Source organism: Planctomycetaceae bacterium (genome assembly GCA_041398825.1).
In the GTDB taxonomy this organism is placed as follows: Bacteria; Planctomycetota; Planctomycetia; order Planctomycetales; family Planctomycetaceae; genus F1-80-MAGs062.
On the sequence record JAWKTX010000005.1, the window covers coordinates 376,985 to 397,612 of the forward strand.

The window sequence follows — 20,628 nt, forward strand, 5'->3', positions numbered from 1 at the left end:
TTCCCGAATTCTTCGTAACAATATTCGGCTCCGCGCAAACAAGAGGCTGTTCAACCTGTCAGCTTCCAGCCTTCGTCGATCACGACGTTCGCCTGTTTTTTGCAGAGAGCCATACCAATGCACCGTCAATTATCCGAAGTCGTCGCCCGCAGTCACCGATGGCAATCTACCGAACGGCCCGCGACCCGACTCCTTATTGGATTCAGCCTGCTGCTTGCCGTCGTTGCAGCGACGACAGAAGCCTTCTCCGCCCGTCCCACATGCAATCCCGACGAAGTCCGCACGGCAGAACGGACTCAAGTCCGGATGTCACAGGCAAGTAACCAGTTCGGGCTCGACCTGTACCAGCAGATCATTTCGAAGGAAGGTCCGAATCAGAATGTTTTCTTCTCTCCGTATTCCGTATCCACAGCGTTGATGATGGCGGCATCTGGTGCGGTTGATGAAACAGCAGACGAGATGCGAAGAGTCATGCGGCTGCCGAACGATCACTTCGACGTGAACGCAGCGATGGCTGCTCTGTCTAACAATCTTATGAGCACACGTGAGTGTGATTTGAATATTGCAAACGCAATCTGGGCGGATACTTCGTTTGATATCCGTCCACCGTTTGCGGCAATTCTCAATCGTCATTTTGGAACCGGCGGACCGTTTTCCGTCGACTTCCGCCATCAATCAGAATCTGTCCGGCAGGAGATCAACTCCTGGGTCGAAGACCGAACCAATCGCCGGATCAGGGACTTGTTATCAAAAGGCTCAGTAAGTCCTGCGACAAGAATGGTTCTGGTGAATGCCATCTATTTTCGCGGAGACTGGTCCGTTCAGTTCGATAGGAGTCTGACGAAGCCCAGACCGTTTCTGCTGGCCGATGGAACAAAGATTGACGTCCCGACAATGTCAATCCGTTCTCATGGCGAAGCAAGATACGCAGCATTCCATTCCGACGGTTCGTTCTTTGAGACACCTCGCATGATTCCGATGAGTCGCCGTTCCCCGAATGGGGAGCCTGAGGAAGTACAATTCTATCCGGCGGATGGCTTCAGCATGGCAGAGTTGCCTTATGAAGGAAACACCTTATCGATGGTCCTGATTGCCCCTTCGCAGATCGATAGTCTGAATCGGATTGAATCGATGCTGACGGAGGAGAACCTCACTTCCTGGGTGTCTCGACTGGTGAAACGGCCGACCAATATTGACCTGCCAAAACTGAAACTGGAAACCGGTTACACTCTCGCTCAGGGAGGCCTTTCCGCGTCGGGTATGCTTCCATCGATGGGGATAAAGCGTGTTTTCACGGCAGGCCAGTCTCAGCTGGATGCAATGACCTCCGAAGAAATTCACTTTGACACGGTCGTCCATAAGGCGTTTCTGGAAGTTGACGAGAAAGGGACCGAGGCAGCTGCCGCAACGGCATTTGTTGGTGTTGGACCGACCAGTGTCCAGTCAAAACGGCCATTCACCCCCACGTTTAAAGCGGATCGACCGTTCCTGATGATCATCCGGGATCGCAAATCGGGGTGTGTTCTCTTCATGGGCCGTATCCAAAATCCGATGCAGTAGAGTTAATCCCGCTGAATAGAGCCCAACCTGGATGCCTGTCGAAGTTGCACAGCAATTGAACATCCATTCGCATCGACTACGATTCGGCGGCAATGCGGGCTCTTTCTGCCGGGGTGATCCCGTGAAGGTGGCCTGAAATACTGAATCCAATTCGCGTTCACCTCGAGAATCCAATGACTATCCAGGGCATCGTTCCACCACTGGTCACGCCACTTGCAGACAGAGATACACTGGATCGAGCCGGGTTAGAGCGATTAATCGAGTCGCAGATCGAAGCCAGTGTCGACGGGTTGTTCATTCTGGGGACGACCGGTGAGGGTCCGAGCCTGAGTGAAAATCTTCGCCGCGAAATGATCGCCGAAACGACTCGCGTCCTTCGTGGACGTGTTCCTTTATACGTAGGCATCACGGATACGTCTCTGGTCGATGCGATCCGGCTGGCGTCGTTTGCCTGCGATAATGGAGCTCACTCCGTCGTGGCCGCTCCTCCTTTTTATTTCCCGGCTGGCCAGACAGAACTTCGGCACTGGTTTACCGAACTGGCCAACGATTCGCCGCTGCCACTGATCCTTTACAACATGCCATCCTGCGTTCGCATTGTGATTGAGCTCGATACGCTGACGGCATTGATCCAACACGACAACATCGTCGGGTTAAAAGATAGTTCCGGCGATCTGGACTACTTCGGTCAGTCCATTCAAATCGCCAGTCAGAACAGACCAGGCTGGCCCGTTCTGATGGGACCGGAGGCACTGCTCATCGATGCCATGAAACTGGGGGCCGTTGGCGGAGTTACAGGAGGCGCGAATCTTTGTCCAAAGCTGTTCACAGATTTGCTGGCAGCCATTCAGGCAGAGGACACGCAGGCCATGAAACGACTTCAGCAGACCGTTGTCGAATTGCAGACACTGTACACCTTTGGCAAATACGGTTCGTCGTACCTGAAAGGCCTGAAGTGTGCTCTGGAGCTGAAGGGGCTTTGCTCTGGCCTACTCGCCGCGCCGTTTGATGTGTTCAAGCCACCTGAACGCGCAAGAGTTCAGGAATGGCTGGCTGGATTCGAATCCCGCACCAGCGCAGTCCAGTAATGCTTGCCGTTTCATGCGGCGAAACCAGTGTGTCGAAGGACCTCGAGACCCGGTACGTGGCAGCGTTACAACATCTGCCGCGATTCGCATCCGGGGAAACAGGTGATTGGTGTTGGCGTGATTTTCGGTCGTGAGCCTGTCAGAATCCCTGTCATTGTTAGCCAGAAAACCAACAGGGAGCTCCTTCCAAATGCGCTGTCCAACTTTATGGGTCCACCGAATTCAATTCATCGCGACGGTATTGCTGACACTCAATGCTGCGAATGGCATTCCTGCTGCAGCTCAGGATCATCCCGATCGAATTGTTCATGACGGTGTTCCTCAGGGAAAGATCACCGACGGAACCTGGACTGACAGTGCGACTTATCCGGGAACAACGCGCGACTACAGCATCTATGTCCCTGCTCAGTACAGGGCCGACCAGCCAGCGAACCTGATGGTGTTCATGGACGGCCGGGGATACTCGAATCCAAAGGGTGCATTTCGAGCTCCCGTTGTGCTGGACAATCTGATTCATCAGAAAGCCATGCCGGTCACAATTGCGGTCTTTGTCAATCCCGGCAACATCCCGGCCACCATGGACGGTGCCAGAGACCGCAGCAACCGCTCGTTTGAATATGATTCGCTCGGCGACACGTATTCGAAGTTTCTGATCGACGAGTTTCTGCCCGTTGCCCTGAACGGACTGAACGTATCCAGCGATCCTGCAGACCGAGCCGTTTGCGGGATTTCATCCAGCGGCATTTGCGCATTTACGGTTGCATGGGAACGGCCGGATCAGTTCGGCAAAGTGCTGAGCCACATCGGCAGCTTCACCAACATTCGCGGCGGCTGGGCGTACCCGGGTCTCGTTCGCAAGACAAAGGACAAGCCAAAGGCCATCAAGGTCTATCTGCAGGAAGGCAAAGAAGACCTGAACAATCTGCACGGCAACTGGCCACTGAGCAATCAGGATCTGGCTCAGGCTCTGCAGTTTGCGGGCTATAACTACAAGCTGGTGATGACCGAAGGCGGTCACAGCGGCAAGTGGGGCGGCGAAGAACTTCCGAACGCTCTGCGATGGTTGTGGGATGATAACGCGGAATCCACCAACATGCCGATCGTGAACACCAAGCCCGAATGGGTGCCGCATCCGGACGCTGTTGCGCAGGATGGCGTCCCCAAAGGCGTCGTCGAAATGCAGGAAGCGTTCGAATCCAAAGTCTTCGGCGGCACAACTCGCGACTGGGCGATTTATGTTCCGGCTCAGTACAAGGCCGACCAGCCTGCCGCTCTGATGGTGTTTCAGGACGGCATCGGCATGATGAACGAGAAAGGTCGCTGGCGAGTTCCCGTGGTGTTCGACAACCTGATCGCTCGCGGTGAGATGCCGCCCACGATTGCCGTGTTCATCAATCCCGGTCACGAAAAATCCAGGCCTCGCCAAAACGGAAAACACTCCAACCGCAGTCTGGAATACGATAGTCTCGGCGATCGCTACGTCCGCTTTCTGACGGAAGAAATCATTCCGGAGGTCAGAAGGAAGTACAACATTTCCGACGATCCCGAAATGCACGCGATCGGCGGTTCCAGCAGCGGAGCTATCTGTGCCTTCACCGCCGCATGGGAACGCACGGACGTCTTCCGCAAGGTCTACAGCAGCGTCGGCAGCTTCACGAATCTGCGAGGCGGCAATGTGTATCCATCGCTGGTTCGCAAGACCGAACCAAAGCCCATTCGAGTCTACATGGCTGACACCAGCGGCGACGTCGACAATCAATTCGGAAGCTGGTGGTGGTCGAATCTGCAGATGGCCTCGGCCTTGAGCTACATGGGTTACGACACGCGATTCGATCAGGCGGAAGGGTACGCTCACAACGCCGACTTCGGTGGATCAAAATTTCCTGAAGCGATGAAGTGGTTGTGGCGAACTGAAAAGCACACGCCCATGATCGACACCAAAGGCGATCTCGGCGGCGACCTCACACTGCTGAACCTGCTGATCCCCGGCGAAAGCTGGACACTCGTTGCAGGTGATCTCGGCTTTGCAGATGCGCTGTGTGCCGACAAAGACGGCAACCTGTACTTCTGCGACATGAAAGCGCCCGCCGTCATTCGTATCAATGCCGCCGATGGATCTCGCACGGAGATCTGCAAAGAAAGCGTCAGTGGCCTGGAATTCAGCGCTGATGGTTCGTTGCTGTATGCCTGCCAGGGTTCGCAGTCCCGAGTCATCAGCATCAAACCGGCCAATGGCGAAGTCAAAGTCATTGCTGAAGGAGTCAAACCCAACGACCTGGCCGTCACCAAAGACGGATTCATCCTGTTTACCCAGACGGGCAAATCAGAAGTCGTGCGGATCAACCCAGCCAGCGGCGAAGTGACCGTGGTTGACACAGGCATCACCAAACCCAACGGCATCGCACTGTCCAACGACGGAGGAACGCTGGCGGTTTCCGATTACGGCGGCACCCACACATGGACTTTCCGAGTCAACGCCGACGGAATACTCGACGCCAAAATGCCGACGATGCCAATGCGTCTGCCGATCGATCAAAAAGGCGAATTCAAATTCGGCGAAGCTCCGCCGTATGTCCAGGTGGCCAAAGGAGACGGCATGGCCGTTGACAAAGTCGGCCGTTACTACGTCACGAGTGAACTCGGAGTCCAGATCTTCGACCCGACCGGCCGCCCGTGCGGAGTTCTCCCCAAAGTCGACAAAGACCAACCCCTCACCACCTGCATGCTCGCCGGCCCCGATCACAGCACGCTGTACATCGCGCATGGCACCAAGATTTATTGCAGGAAGCTGACGGTAGAGAAGCCAGGGAAGTAGATTTCAAAGCTCCGATTCCTGATTTCCTGTTCACCCAACGGAGAATCTCAGACAAATTGATCGTGCCAATGTCTTCGTCATGCGTTGGCAGGGTTCAGTTATCCACCAGGCGTTGCGTGAAAAGGGGCGGAAGATGTTGCGAGCATTGGTCGTGACGATCGCGTTGAGCAGTATCTGGTTTGGGGCAGGCTGTTCATCTGAGAGTGCGCCGAACGGCCAGAGCTTGACAAGTGGCACGAGTGTGTCGGATATTGAAAGTGATCTGCGACGTGTTAGCAATCCTGGGAAGTACCGCCTTCGTAATGCGAATAGCGGCAATCAATATGACATTGCTTTATTGGTCGCCGATCTAAATAGCGATGATGCAAGAATCCGAATTCCCGCCGCCATGGGAATTCCGTTCGATGCGCCGCCGGAATTTGAACCTGCCATCGAGCCACTCGTCTCAATGCTTGGCAAAAATAGTGACTTCGAAAAGCAGGCCGCAGCGGAGGGAATCGCTCATCTGACGTTCAAATCGCCCTTGCTGGCTGAAGCATTTCAGCCATTGAAGCAAATCATTCAGGGAAATGGTCCTGACGAAACGAGACGCTGGGCAACAATCGCGATTGCAGACATCGGTCCATTTCTACCTGACGAACAACAGATAGAAGTCGTCGAACTGCTGAAAGCGACAATCAACGACCGTTCATATGACATTGCCAGATTTGCCATGGAGGGACTTGGAAATCTGGGCCCCCGCGCTGAATCGGCAATCCCAGCGATCCTTGTGCAACTGGATGCCGGTAAACATCGAACTCTCATCGCTTCGCACGCTCTGGAGAAGATTCATCACCGCCCGGATCTGTGTGTTCCAAAACTCATAGGTGCTCTGTCAAAATCTCCGGAATGGACCGAGTACATTCTGCGGGCTTTGGGTGCGTTTGGTGTCGATGCCGCACCGGCGGTGCCGACGATCCGGAGGTCCCTCGACAGTGGCGATGGAAATGTCTTGATCGCTGCTGCAATTGCTCTGGCGGCAATCGGACCGGCTGCGGATTCGGCAACGGACGATCTTTATCGAGCATTTGAAGCGAGAAAAGACTCCCCCGGCGTCATCCAGGATGAAGCACGTATCGCCCTTCTTTACGCAATGGATTCTGTTGGTTCAAAAGGCAAAGCGAGAGCTTCCGAAATTCTTGGACAAATCCATAGCCTGCGTCTGTTCAAAAATACGCTATTGCCGATTCAACCCGACGTGGTGCTGAGAATCACAGAAAACTCATCAGGCATAAAAACGCTGCTGCTTTCTGGGGCAGGACTCACCGATGAACAACTTGCGCCCGTTGCATCGCTCGCCAACCTTGAAGAGTTGGCGATGCCGCACTCAGCAACGAACGACAGCTTCCGTCACATTGCGGGATTATCGAAACTTCGAATCCTGAAACAGGATTTGTGGAATTCCGGGGACTGGGGAGAGAACGTCCTTGATGACCGCGTGCTGGTCCATTTGCAGAACTGTTCGCAACTGCAAACCCTGGCACTTCGGATTCGCCTTTCCGGTGATGGTGCAAAACACTTAGCAGGTTGCCCGGAGCTTCAATCGCTTACCGTGTTACAGATGAATGATGAAGCCCTTCGAAATCTGCCGGACCTCGCACATCTAGAGACACTGAACATCAACGACGGTGCGGTTTCTGATGCTGGAATCGAATCGTTGAAACGGTTCGCAACGCTGCGGCATCTCAGCCTTCGTTCAACGGATGTGACCGACACCGGGATTGAGCAGCTTGCCTTGAATCATCCAGGACTCGTTTCGTTGAACCTGGCACACGTCAATGTGACTGCGGCGTCCGTGAGCGCACTGTCACGACTGAAGAATCTCAAAGAGCTGATCGTCTATGCAACACCACTCGCTGGCAGCCGCGATGTCTTCGACATGCGAATGACACCCGCAGTTGTTCAACTGATAAAGGCACTGCCGAATTGCAATGTGATATACGCAGATTAAATATTCGAAAGAGAAGCCGTACTGAAAGTACGAGACGGTGGTGCGATTCACGAACGTCGGCATGCATTGACGTGGGCGATCTCCGATGGCGTCAGCTGGGACGACACGGACCTCAGCACGTAACCAAAGGTGTAAGAATTCTGGGCGAAGCAAGGGTTCCTGATTGCTGACGAATCCTGCTCCAGAATCTGATCTTCGAGCGTCTGCCGCCACCGTCACTACTGTCTGCTGGCGAAACAGACTTCTGAAATCGCTTCGCCCATTCAGGCATCTCGATCCAGTCGGCAGGCTCTGGCAGCTGTGCTCACTCGGACCAGCAGGATGCCAGCTCGCATCACGGACGTTCCGACAAACATTACAACGGCCGCTTCAACAACCCGGGGTTCCTGCATGTCTGTGACGTAGCTCAGACCAATGTTGATCAGAAACAGGGCGATGGCCACCAATGCCCAGCCAGCAATCTCGCGCAGCCAAAAAAACATTGCACACCTGATTTCAGAGGTAACCTTGTTATGCAGTCCAGGGACGCTCCACGCTGCTGCGATCTTGTTTCTGAGGGCCTGAATCAGCGAACAGGAGCCGGAAAATTGTAGTCGAATCTGCAATCCTGAAGGTAACAGCGAAACGAAGCAAACACGGAATTCGGTCAGATCCATTATCCGGGGATGACGGGGTTGTCGTGCGGAATACGATTCCATTGAACTCAGTCAGACCGGTTGCGTGTCGATGTGATCTTCGAATCGTGAGATTCTGATGGAATTGCATATCCAGGCTACCCTGAATTCACTCAGCCAACTAGAACTGCCGGTTGAAGAAACGAACTTTGAAGCCGCGAATGCATCGCCAAACTAAGGGCAGTGCAAACATTTTGTTTGATGAAAGCGTGGCCGTCGGCCGCACGTTCAGCAAGATAACCACCGGAGGCTGCACGAATCACAAATGGATTCCATCGTACTTGCCACCATGAATGCCCGCTACAGCCACACGTCGTTTGGTTTGCGTTACCTGCTGGCGAATATGGGGGAGCTGACTGAGCAAACCCGGTTGATGGAATTTGTGATTCAGGACAGCATTGTTGATGTTCTTGCCTGCATCCTGGAGCAGAATCCGGTGATTGTCGGGCTGGGGGTATACATCTGGAATGTTCAGCCTCTGACGCAGCTTGTGGCCGATCTCAAACGATTGAGGCCTGAGGTGATTATTGTGCTGGGTGGACCCGAAGTCAGCTATGAAACCGCTGACCAGACCATCATCCACTACGCAGATTATGTGATCTGTGGAGAAGCTGATCTGGCCTTCTCCTCGTTATGCCGCCGCATACTTTCGGGGAACCCGCCGGTCGAAAAGATTCAGCAGGCCGTCCTGCCGCAGATGACCGAACTTCAATTGCCCTACGGTCTTTATTCTGCAGACGACATTGCCCACCGCGTCATCTATGTGGAAGTATCTCGCGGCTGTCCTTTCACCTGCGAATTTTGTCTGTCGGCTCTGGAGATCCCGGTTCGGATGGTGGAACTGGATCTGTTTCTTACTGCCATGCAGTCACTGCTGGACCGCGGGGCTCGGCAGTTCAAATTTGTTGATCGCACCTTTAATCTGAATCTGCGAATCAGTCGCGAGATTCTGCGATTCTTTCTGGAACGATATCAGCCGGGAATGTTTCTGCATTTTGAAATGATCCCGGATCGACTTCCGGAATCTTTGCGCGACCTGATTCAGCAGTTTCCTGCAGGATCTCTCCAGTTTGAAATTGGCGTTCAGACTTTCAATGAAGAGGCCGGTCGCCTGATCAGTCGTCAGCAGGACAACCTGAAACTGGCAGACAATTTTCGATGGCTGCGTGGGCAAACCGGGGTTCATATTCATGCCGACCTGATCATCGGGCTTCCGGGAGAAGACTGGCAAAGTTTTGCGAGCGGCTTCGATCACCTCTTCGAGCTGCGTCCTCAGGAAATTCAGGTTGGTATTCTGAAACGACTTCGGGGCACGCCGATCGTACGTCATGACAACGACTGGCAGATGGTCTACAGCATGCATCCGCCCTACGAGATCCTGAATAATCGGCTTCTGACTTTCGAACAGATTCACCAGCTTCGAAGGTTCGCTCGATTCTGGGATCTGATCGGGAACAGCGGCAATTTTGGTCAGACTCTGAGGCTCCTGATTCCCGATGGCACATCCGCTTTCGAGCGAATGGTTCAGTTGTCGGAATGGATCTACGAACGCGAACAACGACGGCACGGTATCGCACTCATTCGTTTGTTTGAGCGAGTTTTTGAATTCCTGACTACGGAGCTGCAAATTCCGGAACAGCAGGTTGCCGAAACTCTCTGGGCCGACTATTCACGCCACCGACGCGATACACCGGCCTTTCTGCGTCGCTTTGATCTGAAGAAACAGGACGTCAGCAAAGCCGTTCCGGACGAACCATCAGGCTCCCGATTGCCCTCACGGCAGGCAAGACACAACGAGCTCAATCATTGACATTCCCGCAGGTCGGCATTCTCAATGCGGCTGATTTCGACGGGGTAGTTTTCGAACGACATCGTGTAGCATTCTTCGAACAGCGGCCGCATAAAGTCATCGATTTTCGGGTCCATCGGTGGCTTCACCAGAAATTCGCGGCCATGCGGCGTTTCGCGAATGTCGCCTTCTTCGATCACGATTTCTCCCGCTTTGATCACGTAGCGGGGATGGCTGAACATGCGAGCTACATCGGTGGTGTCCTCGTCGTAAATGACGATATCCGCGTCACATCCAACACCCAGGTTGCCTTTCGAATGCAGCCCCAGTGCTCGTGCGGGACCTGCAGACATAGCGGTTGCAACTTCGTACAGCGTGTATTCACGAGTCACTTCCGGAAGGGTAATCTTCCCCTTGATCTTGTCGGGCAGCTGTTTGATACATTCATTTCGAAAATCTGCGCACATCAGCAGCTTGATGATTTCCGGATACCGCCAGAAACAACCACCATTTGGATGGTCTGTTGACAGGAAGACCTGCCACGGATCTTTGATCAGAAGCATCAATTCCAGCCCACTGGCCCACTGGACCGCATTCACAAGATTGCTGGGACGATACGTATAGGGCACGATGCCGCAGCCGGTTTCATTTTCGACGTCGAGGTTGCCCCACTTGCGACCGGTTAATTTGTAGAGCAGATGCTGCCACGGGCCATCAGCTGTGATAGTCACGGTATCGCCAAACAGGACGGCCCCGGCATCGGTGGTGACGTTCCTGTGCGTGTTAAAGTATTCGGCCAGCTCGGCAGTTGCAGAACACATCGTGTCCCAGTCGTCACCTCCATAAGCATGGTACTGCGAATGAGCGATGTGGGCTCGGCGGCCTTCCAGATTCTTCAGCGTATCAATGGTCGTGGAGATATTGCCGGGAGCCCCCAGATTGTTGCAGTGAAGGTGCATCGGATGTGGCAAACCCAGTTCTTCGCAAATCTGAGCGAGCTGGCTGACGATCTTTCCCGGCGTCAGGCTGCTGTAACCTTCGATGGGATCGTTGAGTTGTTTGGCATCCTTCCCCCACTTCCAGGCCGTGACACCGCCGGGGTTGACGGCTTTGACACCATACGACTTGGCCGCCCAGATGTACCAGGCAACAACACTTTTCGCACGTTCGTATTCGCCCGCCTGAAGCTGGTCCAGCATGATTTCGTTGTTGGCCATCAGAGTCAGCGTCGATTTGTCGACGATGGGGATATCCGCGAGTTCTTCGTGGGTGTGGCGAGCTGAAAGTACAGGCACGGCTGCTTCGTTTACCGTTGTGAAGCCCATTCCGGCATAAAGATAACCGGTGGCAAACGTTGTCGGCGCCATCCCGCCAAGGCCACTGCGACGAGACTTTGTGCGAATAAATGCCTGAACTCGTCGATGATCTTCAGGAGTCATTGCTCGGGCAAAATTGATCGCTCCGCCAGCGACATGCGTGTGGACGTCAACGCCTCCCGGAAAAATGATCATACCTGTAGCGTCGATTGTGCGCCCGCCGTCGACAGATTCCACAATGCGACCATGGTCGTCGATGCAGATATCCCTGACGATTCCGTCAATACCATTCGCAGGGTCGTAAACTTTTCCGCCAGTAATTCTTAACATGAAATCTCTTACCTTCAGCAGGGGCGATCTCGCAACAAACGATCGCATGAGGCCAAATGGTAGACGGACGGAGCAAAAGACGCGACACAGATTCGTATTCACACGGAGATGGCGAGAAAAGCAGGATGAATCCACCGAATCTGTTCGCCGGACGGATTTGCTGGATGGATTCACACTGACATTTTTCTGACAAACTTCTTACAGGTCGCTGACCACGACTTTGGACATTCGGCATCTAATAACGTTGACGTCCGCGAGAAACGCGGAATGCCAGAAATGACCTACATCAAAGGAGTTGCCAGATGATTTCTCTTCGCGTCTCAAATTCGCCAAAACACTGCTTCCGTTGCTGGTCGTTCTTACTCCTGCTGCTGGGTGCGCCTGTCGCGGCGACCGCTTCGGATCAGTTGACGCTGTCTGTATCGCCGGCCCGCAACGTGTTGAAGGCCGGGGAAAAACATAACGAATGGATTCGCGTAGGACTGAAGGGGTTCACTCTGGATTCCGATAAGAAGCGACCGGGGGTCAACCTGGCGATCGTTCTGGACAAGTCGGGATCGATGCGCGGAGAGAAAATACGTCGTGCGCAGGAAGCGGCAATTGATGCCATTGGACTACTGCAGCCAACGGATATTGTGTCAATTCTTACCTACGATTCGACCGTCCACGTTCTGGTACCCGCCACGAAACTCACCGACAAGTTGGAAATCATTGACCGCATCAGAAGCATCGGGGCCGATGGCAATACCGCACTCTTTGCCGGTGTCAGCAAAGGCGCGGCAGAGGTTCGAAAGTTTCTGGACAAGGAGCGAGTCAACCGTGTGATCCTGTTGTCCGACGGTATGGCCAACGTCGGGCCATCTTCGCCCGGAGAACTTGGCAATCTGGGAAAGTCCCTGATCAAAGAGAACATCACTGTATCGACGCTGGGACTGGGGCTTGGGTACAACGAAGATCTCATGGTGCAACTGGCTGGCAGCAGTGGCGGGAATCATTTGTTTATTGAAGATGCCGCGGAACTGGCAGATGTTTTCCGAAACGAATTCAACGACGCTTTGTCGGTTGTCGCTCAGGAAATTGAGATTCGCGTAAACCTGCCCGAAGGCATCCGCCCCATACGCGTCCTGGGCAGTGATGCCGACATCACAGGACAAAAGATTGTTACTCAGCTTGCTCAGGTCTACAGCGACCAGGATCGCTACCTGGCTGTTGAAATAGAAGTTCCAGCGTCTGAAGAAGCGACCCGGCTGGACCTGGCAACCGTCTCTGTGACCTACGCAAATATGAAGACACACGAACAGGATAAGTTATCCGCCACAGCAAAATGCGAATTCAGCACCGATGAAAAGCAGGTTTCTGAAAGCGTCAATTCTGCAGTGATGGCCGACGTTGTTCTGCTCGTTTCCAGCGAACAAAGCAAGCTGGCCACCATGTACCTTGATCAGGGTAACCTGGAAATGTGTCGGCAGTGCCTGGAAGGAAACGTAAAATATCTCCGTCTTGAGGCCATGAAGTGTCCGGAAAACAGTGACAAGCTGATGTACTACGCCACTCAGAATGCCACACAGTTGTTCGATCTGAAATGTGCAGAAACGACAGGTGACAAGGATGCCACCTCCCGATTCCGCAAAAGCCTTCGTGGTTACCAGATCGGAGCCGACACTCAGCAGCGACTGGAAGTCAGTCTTCCGGAGCCAGGCCAGCAATCACAACGGCCCAGCGATCCGTCTCAGGTCAACAATCCGTGACAGACTGACACCTGGTGACAGGTCAACACTCAGTGATGAGCATCCTGCCTGCCTACCCATGACCGTTCTGCCAGATGCTCGGCCCGCAATCCAGGGGCCGAGCTTCTTTCATGAACCACCAGTGGCTCGCTAACATCCATCAACATGAAGCGAAATTCCATCATCCTGATCGTGCTGATTCTTGTGGTGCCCCTTGCAGCGCTTGGATGGGCGATGGTGCGCATCGCGGAAAATGAGCACGTTGTTGTCCGGCAACGATTCCGCCAGCTTCTTGAGGATCGCCTTCAGGATGTCAACGGCAGCATTGCCGTCTACTTCGAAAGTGTCGAACGCGACCTGGCCACGACAACAAACATCGATCGCTACGCTGTGGACGAACTGCGGCAAATCCATCGGAAACAGCCTCGCCTCCTGCAACTGTTTATCCTCAGCCCCAGGGGGCAGTTGATTTACCCCGATCCAATGGAATCCAGCGGGCCGCTCAATGGCAATGAACGAATGTTTCTCATTGAAGCTGCCAAGATGTTTACGGGACAGGACCTGAAAGAAGCCGTCATTCGAACAGAACAAACAAGTGCTGACGCTCCGCAGGGCAAGACCCGATCGAATTCACGAAACCAGGGAACCATTAGCCCTGGCCAGAATACGTCTCGAACGTCGCCTCAGGAGGCAGTGGCTGATCAGTGGGCGGTCAGCGCGAAGGACATCATGAATTCGGCCTATCAGCAAATGCCGGTCCAGACTCTGGAACAGTTTAAAGAATCGAAGGGATGGTTTGTCTGGTACTGGGATCGCGGTGTGAATCTGATTTACTGGCAACGTCGACCGTCCGGCGACATCGTTGGGGGAGCTCTGGAAAGAGCACGATGGATGGCCGATCTGATTGCTCAGCTGCCTGACACGATGCCGGATCGGGGCGCCGAAGATCGAACGCTGGAAACAAGAATCCGACTGGTCAGCGAATCCGGCGAAACCGTTTACCAATGGGGTTCCTATGAACCCCAAACCGGCGAAACGGCATTCTGCGAAATTCCGGTTGCAGCGCCCCTGTCGCCGTGGCGACTGCAGTGTTTTGTGGCTCAGCAACAACTAACGTTGGGTACGGGTGGCAGCACGTTTCTGAGCCTGTGGGCCGTATTGATTGCCGTCGCGCTGACACTGTTCGTCTGCGGCTTTCTGTTCGTCCGTGAATACAAACGCGACATGCGATTGGCAGCTCAGCAGGTGAGCTTTGTTAATCAGGTCTCCCACGAACTGAAGACACCTCTGACAAATATTCGCCTGTACGCCGAACTGCTGGATCAGGATCTTGACCACCTGGAATCGGCGGAAACGGAGAAACCACGACGGCGCCTGAGTGTAATTTTGTCTGAAGGACAGCGGTTAAGCCGTCTGATCGGGAACGTTCTGACATTTGCCCAGCAGCAACGCAGAACTCTTCAGGTTCAGCCGCAGCTTCAGTCTCCCGGTATTGTGGTCGAACAAATTGTGGATCGATTTCGGCCTGCAATGGCAGATCAGAATATCGATGTGCGCCTGCAGTGCAGCCAGAATGATCCCGTCTGGTTTGATGCCGATTGCCTGGAACAGATTCTGGGAAACCTGATCAGCAATGTTGAAAAATATGCAGCCGCCGGCGGGTTGCTGGATATCAGCACCAGTGTGGTGGGCGAATCTATCACGATTGATGTGAAAGATGCCGGTCCGGGAATTGATCCGTCCAGGCGAACGGCTGTCTTCGAACCATTTGCTCGCCTTTCCAACAGCGTCAGCTATGCAGCCGGAACCGGAATTGGACTCTCGATTGCCAGGGAGCTGGCTCAGCTGCACGGCGGAGATCTCAGGCTGATGAATCATGACCGTGGTTGCTGGTTTCAGGCGACGATCAAACAATTTGCGTCCGGCAGGCGAGCCAGCGATCCGTCATCAGACGAGAGACAGGAAGAAGTAGAATGAAAGTGCTGGTAGCAGATGACGATCGGTTTACGCGCGAAGGTTTGGTTGAGCTGCTGTCGACCGAAGGTTTCGATGTGATTTCGGCCTGCGATGGCGTTCAGGCGATTTCGGAATTCGAACGGCACAAGCCGCATTTTGTCTGTCTGGATGTGATGATGCCCAGTCAGAGCGGATATGAGGCCTGTCGGGCGATCCGAAGGCAGTCTCCGAACGTCCCCATCATCTTTATCAGCGCGAAGTCGGAAGAACTGGATCGTCTGACGGGCTTCGACATGGGCGCGGATGACTTTATCACAAAGCCGTTCAGCGTGCGCGAAGTCATTGCGCGTGTAAGAGCCGTCGCACGACGTTGTTATGCAAATCTGGAGTCCAGGCCCTCTCATTTTCAAATGGGTGACCTGGTGATTCTGCCCTCTGAACTGCGAGCGAAACGCGGTGATGAAGTCATCGATCTGAGTCCCCGGGATGTCTCCATCCTGCAGTTGCTTGCCAACAACCCCGGAAAAGCACTCGGCCGGAATGAGATCTTCAACTACGCGTGGGGAGAAGATCACTTTCCAAACAGTCGCACGCTGGACCAGCATGTCTCACAACTCCGTAAGAGAATCGAAATCGACCCTCGCAAACCGCTACTGATCCAAACAGTACACGGTGTTGGCTATCGATTCGATCCCTGATGAGTTCCGGTTCCAGCCGTGACCACAGCCAGCCGCGATTGCGTTCCCGGGCATTGGGACGCTACATGTCGACGAGCACACGGTAGCGTCTTCGGAAGCTATGAACGTGGGCGGGACATGTTGCCGAATACCGGGAACTCTGTTTGCCCTAATGCCTTTGTTCTTCCGACGAAAGGCATGAGATCCTCTTGCAAACGTGGTACCATGCTGCGATCGGCAGCCCGTTCAAAAAGATACGCAACGCCGCAGCGAGGGGGGCGTCTCGTGAAAGCCTGTGACAACGTCCCTCGCTATCACTTCGGGTTGCCTTTCGGATGATTTTTCAATGGACTGCCAACGGACAGCACTTTGGGTTCCCGGGCTTCATCGAACATGAATACCAAGCGAGCGATTGCTCAGATTCTGCGACACTTGTCGGCTCGAGGTGTGACACATCTTCCGCGTGTGATTCCGCAGGCTGTTCCGGCACGCCCCACTGCTGGTCGTCCGGGCCCCCCGAATCGTCCAGTTGGGGGAGCAAAGACCGGCCCGGCGGCAACACTTTCCTCAACCAGCCCGCCTGCTTCCGGAGCTCGATCGCCAGGCGCTCTGTTTTCCAAAGCGGAGATCGATGGGCACGGTGTGGCGAGACCAGAAGCTCATCCCGAAACCATTACTATCACGAGTCAGTCATTCGAATCCGCGCAGGAGAAAACCGAGGCCCTTTGTGCGGTCGCGGGACTGGTCGCCCAGTGCAAAAGATGTGAACAGCTTGCCAGCACACGCAAGCAAACGGTGTTTGGTGTTGGTAACCCGGATGCGAGGATTATGTTTATCGGGGAGGCCCCCGGCGCGACAGAAGATAAGCAGGGAGAACCTTTTGTTGGTGAGGCGGGACAGTTGCTGAACAAGATCATCACGGCCTGCAAGCTTAAGCGCGATGAGATCTACATCTGCAACGTATTGCGATGTCGTCCTCCTGGAAACCGAACACCACTGCCTCAGGAAGCTGCCAACTGCCGCGAATATCTGGACGCTCAGATTCACATCGTGAAGCCAGAGTACATCGTTTGCTGGGGAAGCGTGGCGGCTCAGAATCTGTTAAACGAAAAACGGCCCATCGGAAAATTGCGGGGGCAGTTTCTGGAATACCGTCATCTCGACCAGGATGACATCAAAGTCCTTTGTACCTACCATCCGTCTTACCTGCTGCGAAATCCGAATGCAAAAACGCTGGTCTGGGAAGACATGAAGCTTCTGATGCGAGACATGGGTGTCGAACTTTAATTGAATTTCTCCTGCGATTGTTCCCGCCGTTTCAGGTCCGGCAATACAATATTCCGTTACCCCCTGCCGACCGTTTGCCTTCCTGCCAATTCCTTCCTGCATCCTGCCTGTGAGACTTCCGCGTGTCGTGGCTTGCCGAAATCTGCGTAAAGCGCCCGGTGTTTGCATTGATGATGATTGCCGCCCTGATTGTTGGTGGGGTGACTGCGTTTCCACAGCTGGGCGTGGATCGATTTCCGAACATGGATCTGCCCAACATTTACGTGCGGTCTGCCTATCCGGGCGCTGCCTCAGAAGAAGTCGAATCCGAAGTCACATCCCTTATCGAAGACGCGGTCGCTACGGTTGCAGGCATCGAAGAACTGCGTTCCATTTCTCGCGATGGTCAGTCATTTGTCATTGTGACTTTCGGCCTGGATCGCAATATCGATGCTGCAACACAGGACGTTCGGGACGCTGTGTCGAGCGTTATGAATCGGCTGCCCCCGGGGCTGGATCCACCCGTTGTACAGAAGCAGGATCTGGACGCTTCTCCTGTCATGTCACTGGCGGTGTCCGGGCCGCGTTCTGCGCGGGAACTCTTCGTCCTGGCGGACAACTACGTCAAGAACGTTATTGAATCGTCTCATGGCGTTGGCGAGGTTCAAATTGCCGGAGCAGCCGATCGCGCGGTCAAAGTGGATATTGATGCGCGCCGCCTGGCCGCACATCAGTTGTCTATTCTGGAAGTGCGTGACGCCATCACTCGCCAGAACACCGAAGTGCCTGGCGGTCGAATTGATGAAGGCCTGCGTGAGCGGTCACTGCGTACTATGGGGCGCCTCGCGCATTCTCGCGATTTTCCCGACATGGTGGTCACCACCGTCAATGGGACACCAATTCGGCTGAGCGATCTGGGTCAGGTTCACGACGCCACCAAGGATGTTCGAACCCTTGCCAGACTGAATGGACAACCGGCAGTGGTGCTGCAGGTTCAGCGACAGTCGGGTGAAAACACGGTCGCCGTCATTGAAGGCATCAGGAAGATGCTGCCCCGCTGTCGTGAACTACTGCCGGATGATGTTCAGGTGGAAATCATTCAGGATCAGTCTCGATACATTGTGGCGGCCCTTCATGAAATCGAACAGCACCTGATATCGGGCAGTATCCTCGCATGCATCACCGTCCTGATTTTCATGCGATCGTGGCGTTCTACGCTGATCGCATCGGTGGCTATTCCCGCATCCATTGTTGCCACCTTTGCCTTCATGCGCTGGTTTGGGTTTACGCTGAACAATGTGACGATGCTGGCACTGGTTCTGATGGTCGGTGTTGTGATCGACGATGCCATTGTGGTGCTGGAAAACATCTTTCACTGCATCGAAGAAAAAGGCATGGCACCAGGCGATGCTGCCATTTACGGCACCAGAGAAATCGGCCTGGCTGTACTGGCGACGACACTGTCACTGGTGATTGTCTTCCTGCCCGTTTCGTTTCTGGGTAGTGTTACGGGACGCATGTTGTTTCAGTTTGGCGTGACGGCAACAGTCGCTATCCTTGTTTCGATGTTTGTCAGCTTCACGCTGACCCCCATGATGTGCAGTCGCCTGCTGCGACGCGGTGACAGCCTGGATGGCGATTCCAGCGCTTCCTCCAGACGAGGATTCTATCGGTGGATCGAATCGTCTTATCTCTGGATGCTTCGATGGGCCATGAAACTTCGATGGCTGGTTCTGGCCGTTTCGATTGCTGTCATGGCTTCCAACTTCTGGCTGTATAAACTGGTTCGTCAGGACTATATCCCCCTGAATGTGGATGAATCGGAATTCGAAGTCCGCATCGAAGCACGTCAGGGCGCAAGCATGGCCTCCATGCGCGAAGCTGTCGATGTGATTGAAGACCGGCTGATGAAGATTGATGGCATCACAACCATCCTGACCTCGCTGGGAACGCGAAGCTTTGGCGATGTGAACCGGGCGGAATTCTTCATTCGGCTTCAGGAAAGCAGTACACGATCCTTTTCTCTCAGCCGACTCTGGAAAGGCCTGCTGAAGGGGGATCCGCAGGCGGCCTTCCGCGGCAATTTTTCTCAGCGCGAGAAGATGGCTGAAGTGCGTGCCAGACTGAATGGCATCCCGGGGCTGAGAGCCTCTGTTCGAAATCTGACTTCGCTGCGACAAGGTGCGCCGGTTGATATCGATTTTTCCATCACTGGTCCGGACATCGACCAGCTGCTGAAGTTCAGTGACAAGTTAGCTGGCAAAGCCAGAACGATTCCCGGAATCGTCGATGTTCAGACAACGCTGAGGATCGACAATCCCGAATTGCTGGCACGAATTGACCGCGAGCGAGCGGCTTCGATGGGTATCGACGTGAGAGAAGTGGCAGATACGCTCCGGATTGCTGTCGGAGGTGATGATCGTGTTTCACGATATCGCGACCCGACCGTTGGAGATGCCTACGATGTGGAGATTCGCCTGGTTGGGATTGACAGAGGCGACGCCGAATCGATTTCGCAGCTCTACGTGCGCGCCCCGGCATCGGCCGTTCTGAATGGCGCATCGGCACAGATCAGCTCCGGTGGTGCAGACCCATCCGTTCGAGACAACGGGGCAACCAGACCCCGAGGTACCGTTCCCGTTCGTCTGGATAACTTAGTTTCATTTCAGGCAAACGAAGCCGCCTCCCGAATAGACCGTCTCAATCGTCAGCGCATGGTTGCAGTGCGAGCAAACATCGACGGTGGTTACGCACTGGGCGATCGTATTCAGGCGATGCAGGACGCAGCCGAGGAAATCGGTATTCCCGATGGATTTGCAACTCAGGTGCTGGGAGGAGGACGTGAGCTGGAACGCACCCTGGCAGACTTTGGCTGGACTTTCGTCCTTTCATTTATCTTCATGTACATCGTCCTGGCAGCGCAGTACGAACATCTGGTACACCCTTTTGTGATCCTGCTTTCGCTTCCACTGGCTGTTCCGTTTGGATTGCTCAGCCTGCATTACGGTGGCGAGACGCTCAATCTGTATTCGGCGATGGGGATTCTGGTGTTGTTTGGTGTCGTCAAGAAGGCGGCGATTCTGCAGGTAGATCACACCAATGCTCTGCGAACGTCAGGGATGAATCGCCTTGATGCCATTATGCAGGCCAATCGTGACCGGCTGCGGCCCATTCTGATGACCACCGTTTCATTCGTCGCCGGGCTGCTTCCACTGTTAATCGCGACAGGTCCCGGAGCGGAAGAACGTCGTTCCATTGCTGTTCTTGCCGTTGGTGGTCAGACTTTTTCATTGCTGTTAACACTGCTTGCCATCCCTGTGCTGTATTCATTCTTTGATGACCTGGGAAACATTCTTCGAAAGTTGTTCCCTTCGCGAAAAGCGTCAGACCTGTTCGAAGATCCTTCGCACGTCGTCGCTCAACCCGCCCCGGAAACATGA

12 protein-coding genes are annotated in these 20,628 nt (G+C 54.3%); 10 read left to right on the plus strand and 2 right to left on the minus strand.

Annotated features, from left to right (window positions below; all coding sequences use genetic code 11):
* The first annotated feature begins 117 nt into the window (after window positions 1-117).
* The 4 genes from R3C20_11805 to R3C20_11820 all read left to right on the plus strand — a co-directional run bounded on the left by R3C20_11805 (window position 118) and on the right by R3C20_11820 (window position 7,453).
* A complete protein-coding gene (locus tag R3C20_11805; protein ID MEZ6041185.1) occupies window positions 118-1,560 on the plus strand; it encodes a serpin family protein in 1,443 nt (480 codons plus the stop codon).
* A gap of 173 nt (window positions 1,561-1,733) precedes the next feature.
* A complete protein-coding gene (locus R3C20_11810) occupies window positions 1,734-2,648 on the plus strand; it encodes a dihydrodipicolinate synthase family protein (protein ID MEZ6041186.1) in 915 nt (304 codons plus the stop codon).
* Between the two features lie 190 nt (window positions 2,649-2,838).
* Entirely contained in the window at window positions 2,839-5,463 is a 2,625-nt protein-coding gene (locus R3C20_11815) for an alpha/beta hydrolase-fold protein (protein ID MEZ6041187.1), read from the plus strand.
* Between the two features lie 133 nt (window positions 5,464-5,596).
* On the plus strand, window positions 5,597-7,453 hold the full coding sequence (locus R3C20_11820) for a hypothetical protein (protein MEZ6041188.1): 1,857 nt from the start codon (window positions 5,597-5,599) through the stop codon (window positions 7,451-7,453).
* A 263-nt stretch (window positions 7,454-7,716) separates the two neighbouring features.
* Here R3C20_11820 and R3C20_11825 read toward each other — a convergent pair whose 3' ends face one another.
* Window positions 7,717-7,935 (minus strand): hypothetical protein, encoded by a 219-nt coding sequence (locus tag R3C20_11825; GenBank protein ID MEZ6041189.1) that lies wholly within the window; start codon window positions 7,933-7,935, stop codon window positions 7,717-7,719.
* Between the two features lie 457 nt (window positions 7,936-8,392).
* Between R3C20_11825 and R3C20_11830 the strand changes: the two genes are divergently transcribed.
* Complete coding sequence (locus R3C20_11830; GenBank protein ID MEZ6041190.1) at window positions 8,393-9,937, plus strand: DUF4080 domain-containing protein; 1,545 nt, start codon at window positions 8,393-8,395, stop codon at window positions 9,935-9,937.
* Here R3C20_11830 and R3C20_11835 read toward each other — a convergent pair.
* Entirely contained in the window at window positions 9,931-11,562 is a 1,632-nt protein-coding gene (locus tag R3C20_11835; GenBank protein ID MEZ6041191.1) for a formylmethanofuran dehydrogenase subunit A, read from the minus strand. The genes R3C20_11830 and R3C20_11835 overlap by 7 nt on opposite strands.
* A gap of 302 nt (window positions 11,563-11,864) precedes the next feature.
* On the opposite strand from R3C20_11835, the gene R3C20_11840 reads away from it, so the two are divergent.
* The 5 genes from R3C20_11840 (at window position 11,865) to R3C20_11860 (ending at window position 20,628) form a co-directional block, all read left to right on the plus strand.
* Window positions 11,865-13,310 (plus strand): VWA domain-containing protein, encoded by a 1,446-nt coding sequence (locus R3C20_11840; protein MEZ6041192.1) that lies wholly within the window; start codon window positions 11,865-11,867, stop codon window positions 13,308-13,310.
* A 144-nt stretch (window positions 13,311-13,454) separates the two neighbouring features.
* Window positions 13,455-15,266 (plus strand): HAMP domain-containing sensor histidine kinase, encoded by a 1,812-nt coding sequence (locus tag R3C20_11845; protein MEZ6041193.1) that lies wholly within the window; start codon window positions 13,455-13,457, stop codon window positions 15,264-15,266.
* Window positions 15,263-15,943 carry a response regulator transcription factor gene (locus R3C20_11850; GenBank protein ID MEZ6041194.1) on the plus strand — a complete coding sequence of 227 codons (681 nt, stop codon included), beginning with the start codon at window positions 15,263-15,265 and terminating at the stop codon, window positions 15,941-15,943. Before R3C20_11845 ends, R3C20_11850 begins: the two co-directional genes overlap by 4 nt.
* A gap of 372 nt (window positions 15,944-16,315) precedes the next feature.
* The gene (locus R3C20_11855; GenBank protein ID MEZ6041195.1) at window positions 16,316-17,209 is read left to right on the plus strand and encodes a uracil-DNA glycosylase; all 894 of its coding nucleotides are present in this window, start codon (window positions 16,316-16,318) and stop codon (window positions 17,207-17,209) included.
* Between the two features lie 122 nt (window positions 17,210-17,331).
* On the plus strand, window positions 17,332-20,628 hold the full coding sequence (locus R3C20_11860; GenBank protein ID MEZ6041196.1) for an efflux RND transporter permease subunit: 3,297 nt from the start codon (window positions 17,332-17,334) through the stop codon (window positions 20,626-20,628).

Excerpts from the sequence above, each read along its gene's own strand:
- R3C20_11805 (MEZ6041185.1), top strand. The coding sequence starts at position 118 with ATGCACCGTCAATTATCCGAAGTCGTCGCCCGCAGTCACCGATGGCAA.
- R3C20_11810 (MEZ6041186.1), top strand. The coding sequence starts at position 1,734 with ATGACTATCCAGGGCATCGTTCCACCACTGGTCACGCCACTTGCAGAC.
- R3C20_11815 (MEZ6041187.1), top strand. The coding sequence starts at position 2,839 with ATGCGCTGTCCAACTTTATGGGTCCACCGAATTCAATTCATCGCGACG.
- R3C20_11820 (MEZ6041188.1), top strand. The coding sequence starts at position 5,597 with ATGTTGCGAGCATTGGTCGTGACGATCGCGTTGAGCAGTATCTGGTTT.
- R3C20_11825 (MEZ6041189.1), bottom strand. The coding sequence starts at position 7,935 with ATGTTTTTTTGGCTGCGCGAGATTGCTGGCTGGGCATTGGTGGCCATC.
- R3C20_11830 (MEZ6041190.1), top strand. The coding sequence starts at position 8,393 with ATGGATTCCATCGTACTTGCCACCATGAATGCCCGCTACAGCCACACG.
- R3C20_11835 (MEZ6041191.1), bottom strand. The coding sequence starts at position 11,562 with ATGTTAAGAATTACTGGCGGAAAAGTTTACGACCCTGCGAATGGTATT.
- R3C20_11840 (MEZ6041192.1), top strand. The coding sequence starts at position 11,865 with ATGATTTCTCTTCGCGTCTCAAATTCGCCAAAACACTGCTTCCGTTGC.
- R3C20_11845 (MEZ6041193.1), top strand. The coding sequence starts at position 13,455 with ATGAAGCGAAATTCCATCATCCTGATCGTGCTGATTCTTGTGGTGCCC.
- R3C20_11850 (MEZ6041194.1), top strand. The coding sequence starts at position 15,263 with ATGAAAGTGCTGGTAGCAGATGACGATCGGTTTACGCGCGAAGGTTTG.
- R3C20_11855 (MEZ6041195.1), top strand. The coding sequence starts at position 16,316 with ATGAATACCAAGCGAGCGATTGCTCAGATTCTGCGACACTTGTCGGCT.